The organism is Candidatus Hodarchaeum mangrovi (assembly GCF_975850365.1).
Map to the genome: position 1 here is coordinate 1 of NZ_CDLCQJ010000033.1, position 4,890 is coordinate 4,890.

Below are 4,890 nucleotides of genomic sequence, written 5' to 3' on the forward strand. Positions count from 1 at the left end.
CTTATCTAGCTAAAGTAGCTCACGAAAAAACAACAGATCCCATTATTGGAAATTTATTGAAAACAATAATGGAACATCCTGAGTATAGAACCCTCACAGACATCGAAAAAAGGAATCTCTATCTTATAAAGCGAGAATATGATAAAGAAACTCGAGTACCATCCGAATTAGCAGCAGAGATTGCAGCACAATCAGCAAAGACAATTCAAGTATGGAAAGAAGCAAAAAAGGAAAAGAATTATCTACTTTATAAACCTGAATTAAATAAAATTTTAGCACTTACGAAGAAAAGAGCCCATTATATTAATCCTAATCTAGAGCCATTTGATGTATTGCTTGATGAGTTTGAACCAGGAATGACTTCTGATATTATTACCAAATTATTTAATGAACTGAAAGCTGGATTAATACCCCTGATTGAAAAATGTATTACATCTTCAAACCAGCCAGATATTTCGCTACTTAAACGAAACTGCCCAATAGAAATTCAAAAAAGGTTATCAACCTCCATTGCATCCATTGTTAACTATGATCTTGAACGAGGATCCATTGATGAAACCGAGCATCCATTTACAACAGGATATTATGATGATGTACGAATAACAACACATTATTATGAAAATGATTTTGTAGATTCATTTTATTCAGTCATGCATGAAGCGGGTCATGCTTTATATGAGCAGAATTTGAATCGTGATTTTCTTTATACATCTGTAGGAAATTATTGTAGTTTAGGAATTCATGAGTCACAAAGTCGATTTATTGAGAATATTCTTGGGCGTTCACCAGAATTTTGGGAATACTATTTACCAATCTTCAAAAAGATCACAGGAGAGATCTTTTCTGATGTTAAAACACATTCATTAGTTCATGCCCTCAACCGGGTTATACCATCAAAAATAAGGGTAACAGCAGATGAGGTGACTTATTGTCTGCATATTATAATCCGGTTTGAAATAGAGCGTGATTTATTAACAGGTAAGATTTCTGTTGATGAATTACCTTCGGTTTGGAATAGAAAATATAAAGACTATTTAGGGGTCGATATTGAAGATAATACTGAAGGGGTGATGCAAGACACTCATTGGGCTGGTGGTGCCTTTGGGTACTTTCCCACCTATGCATTAGGCAATATTTACAACGCTCAAATGTTAAATGCCATGCTCAAAGATCTCTCTAATTTTAAAGAGTTGATTAAAACCGGCCAGTTATCACCTATTATCAATTGGATGATTGAGAAGGTACATAAACCAGCTAACATGTATGACCCTCCTGAACTAATGAAAAGGATTACAGGAGAGGAAATTAATCCTAAGTATTTCATTCAGTATCTCGAGAAAAAATATTCCAAAATATATGGATTTTAATTCTTGTTCTTCTTTTCTTTTTATTCTCTAATGTCTTGTTGAGATGAATTTAATTCTCGGATTTTTTTTCTAGAAAATCATAAAATAATATGAATGTGTATATTTCTAACAATTAGTTTAATTATAATCTTGGGGTCATTTATTATGAAAGAAGGTACAAAGCTTCTCGAACAGCTTAAAAAAGAGTCTGAAACCACAGAGGCAACAGAAGAGCTAACTAATTTAATGGATAAAGTTGAACATGTTCAAGAGCGATTAGGAATTACTGATGAAGTTGCACTTGGAGTGAAAAAACAGCTAGAACGTTCCTATGAGGAAGCGTTAAACGCAATAATGTCAGTTTCAGGCTCTGAAGACCAAATTGCTCAAATGTGGGGATATAATGTTGGTCAAATTCTATATGAATATTTAAACAGACGAGACACAGCTGAAGGGCGTCAAGCTTTAAGTTTTCTCAAAATGAATCTTGGTTATCATTTATCATTATATGGTTATTGTGGGGAAATTCATTTTGCAAATTTTATTATGGGTCTCGCATTACGTTTTATGGTGGGTTTTGAGAAGCTTAGGGCCAATATCGCAGAAATCCAAGAAGAATTAAATAAATTTGAAGCAATTATTAATACAGAATCTAATTCAAGACCTAAATTGTTCCAACAATAGAAATATTTTACACAATTAATTGAAATTTATTTCAATCTGGGAAATAAACTAGAATAATAATAAAAATAACTTGCAAAAATTTCAATATGCTAAGTAAATCGTTCCCTAACCCTTTAGGGTGCTAAAAAATGCTCCTGGTGACCTATCATGGAAGGTTCCATTCAAGAAGACATCAAACTCTATCCAATATTCTCACACGAGAAAATTCTCTCATTAGTGGACTCCATCGATACAATTTCTGTCAGAGGAACAAATTATAAAAAAAAAGCCTTTGTTTTTACTGATACTGAAAATAATAAATGGTTATGGAAAAAGTTAAGTCCTAAAATTCTTTTAACTGAATATATTATTTCCATATTAGCCCAATTTCTTGAAATACCAATTCCTCAATCTATATTATCAAAAATAGGACATTCTTATGGCTTACTCCAATTTTGGATTGAGGGAGGTGAAGAATTACAGAAGAGTAGAAACAGGATAGAAACAAAGTTAAAGGAATTAATTGTATTTGAGGCCTGGATAGGAGCTTTAGATCGGCATGGGGCTAATTATCTTATAACTTCAGACCAAATTTGGGCAATTGATTTTGAAGATAGCTTTTCAAACAAAACAATGGGAAGTGAGCTTTTTCTATATTATCCATGGTTACGTGAGACGGATTTCGATTCCGAAGTACGAAAGATTCAATCAGAAATCGATAGAAAAAAATTGATCTTCCTAAAAAATAAAATACTAAAAGAGTTTCCTCTACCAATGGATTCTAGAGCAAAGATTGCATTAATGAAGTTTGTAGATGATATATTCACTTTTTTATCAAAGAATAGTAAAGATTTATCTATTCTTGTTGAAGAATATGTGTACTATAATTCAGAAAGTAATAAAATTTTTGATGCCTAAAAATAATCAGGTGAACAATTCCTGAAAGAGCTAAATGTTAAGGGAGATATTTGTTTAAAGAAAAAATGTTTTCATTGTTGTGTTGAAACTGAAATGATTTTATCTCCAGAGGATATCAAACGAATATCTGATCTGGTGAAGAAAGACCCAGCGCAATTTTCAATGAAAACCGAAGATGGATTAAAAGTATTAAGGAATAATGAACGAAACAATGGAGAATTAGTTTGTTTTTTCCTAAATAATGAAGGTTTATGTTCAATCTATGATCTACGACCGAAAGGTTGTACTTTTTATCCACTGATCTGGGATATGAAACAGCATAAAGTCATAAGTGATGATTATTGCCCATATTATAAAATGTTTAACCAGTTTATTAATAAGTTTACACATGAGGTCGAGGATTTTGTTTTTCGCTTATATGGAGAGATTTAATTTAAATAAACTTGCGAATCAAGAAAAGAGAAGTATAAAATCATCTAGAAATATGTCTATTTATGAAACAACTTCGCAAGATAAACGCTGTTAAAAACAGTCAACCAACCCTAGAAGGTGCTGGAGTTAGGTTAAGACGAGCTTTTGCTCATAATGAAGCAAAACTACTCGATCCATTCTTATTACTGGATGATTTTCGTGGAGACAATCCAGAAAGCTATATTGCAGGATTCCCTTGGCACCCACACCGTGGTATTGAAACAGTAACCTATATGATCGAAGGGAAAGTAAAACATGAAGATAGTTTAGGTAATGGAGGAATTATTGGACTTGGTGATGTACAGTGGATGACTGCTGGTTCAGGAATAATCCACAGTGAGATGCCTCAACCATCCTCAACTGGAAGGATGGGAGGATTTCAATTATGGGTGAACCTTCCTGCAAAATCAAAAATGATGGCTCCACGATATCAAGAAATTAAGGAAGAAGAAATTCCTAAGTTGCATTTTCCTAATAATATAGAAATAAAGTTAATAGCAGGGAATTTAAATGGAACAAAGGGACCTGTCAAAGATATTGTCGTTGAACCAACATATCTAGATGTTACAATACCACCTGAAATCTCATTCACTCTAGATACTAATAAAGGGTTCACCTGTTTAGCATATGCAATTGATGGTGAAGGATATTTTGATGAACAGTCCGTTAAACAAATTAAGGACACTCAATTAGTCACCTTTGATGATGGGGAATATATATACGCAAAAGCAGGTAAAAATGGATTCAGATTTCTGTTTATTAGTGGAATGCCTTTAAAGGAGCCTATTGCCTGGGCTGGGCCAATCGTGATGAATAGTCAAGCAGAATTGCAATTAGCGTTTGAGGAATATCGACAAGGTACTTTTCTGAAGCATAAATAAGGGACTATCCATCTTCCTAGATCTTTCTCTTTTTGCCTTATTTTTATATTAGGAAGAATGCAAGTTATTTTTTTTTTCATATTTTCTTCTTTAAAAGTTTATACTTCCTTTAAATAACTATTACTTTGATGCAGTAGAGATAAATTATTTTTCATGGTTAAATCAAACAAATTTTTAGCTTTATTTACCTAGAAGTAGGTTTAGAATCTAGCTTATATATGTTAACATTGATAACAATAGTAACATTTTTAAACAATGATAATTCTGTTAACACAAAACTAACAGGTTGATGGAAAAAATGCTGGAGCGCATTGAACAGGAATTTTTTCTTCTATATCCAGAAAAATATGTAAAGATGGTAAAAAATATTGTTGAAAAATACAATAAAACTGCACACAAGGATTTCCATCGTAAAAATCATAGATTGGTAACTCCAAATCCCCATAAAACAAACCCTAAATGTGAAATCGTATATTTTCACCTTCTTCGATTTTTTTAAGGTTAGAAGGATATCAATCAAGGAAGTATGCAAATATGAAAGAGGAAGAAAATGAAGAATCTTACAACGAAGATGAATGGGAAGATGATGATGACAATGATGAAGAATTAAA

The 4,890-nt window shown here is 32.4% G+C and carries 6 protein-coding genes; all 6 read left to right on the forward strand.

What is annotated here, in order from left to right; all coding sequences use genetic code 11:
- Positions 1-1,367: carboxypeptidase M32 (locus ACWVCY_RS04105; protein ID WP_455140497.1), on the forward strand; the 1,367-nt coding region annotated here is incomplete at its 5' end.
- Between the two features lie 144 nt (positions 1,368-1,511).
- A complete protein-coding gene (locus tag ACWVCY_RS04110) occupies positions 1,512-2,030 on the forward strand; it encodes a hypothetical protein (RefSeq protein WP_455140499.1) in 519 nt (172 codons plus the stop codon).
- 147 nt (positions 2,031-2,177) lie between these two features.
- Entirely contained in the window at positions 2,178-2,927 is a 750-nt protein-coding gene (locus ACWVCY_RS04115; RefSeq protein WP_455140500.1) for a hypothetical protein, read from the forward strand.
- A 48-nt stretch (positions 2,928-2,975) separates the two neighbouring features.
- A complete protein-coding gene (locus ACWVCY_RS04120) occupies positions 2,976-3,359 on the forward strand; it encodes a YkgJ family cysteine cluster protein (RefSeq protein ID WP_455140505.1) in 384 nt (127 codons plus the stop codon).
- A 62-nt stretch (positions 3,360-3,421) separates the two neighbouring features.
- Positions 3,422-4,279: a pirin family protein gene (locus ACWVCY_RS04125; protein ID WP_455140502.1), complete on the forward strand. Its 858-nt coding sequence runs from the start codon at positions 3,422-3,424 to the stop codon at positions 4,277-4,279.
- Positions 4,280-4,577: 298 nt separating this feature from the next.
- Entirely contained in the window at positions 4,578-4,778 is a 201-nt protein-coding gene (locus ACWVCY_RS04130) for a hypothetical protein (protein ID WP_455140504.1), read from the forward strand.
- The last annotated feature ends 112 nt before the right edge of the window (positions 4,779-4,890 follow it).

Coding starts and splice junctions, on each gene's coding strand:
- ACWVCY_RS04110 (WP_455140499.1), top strand. CDS start 1,512: ATGAAAGAAGGTACAAAGCTTCTCGAACAGCTTAAAAAAGAGTCTGAA.
- ACWVCY_RS04115 (WP_455140500.1), top strand. CDS start 2,178: ATGGAAGGTTCCATTCAAGAAGACATCAAACTCTATCCAATATTCTCA.
- ACWVCY_RS04125 (WP_455140502.1), top strand. CDS start 3,422: ATGAAACAACTTCGCAAGATAAACGCTGTTAAAAACAGTCAACCAACC.
- ACWVCY_RS04130 (WP_455140504.1), top strand. CDS start 4,578: ATGCTGGAGCGCATTGAACAGGAATTTTTTCTTCTATATCCAGAAAAA.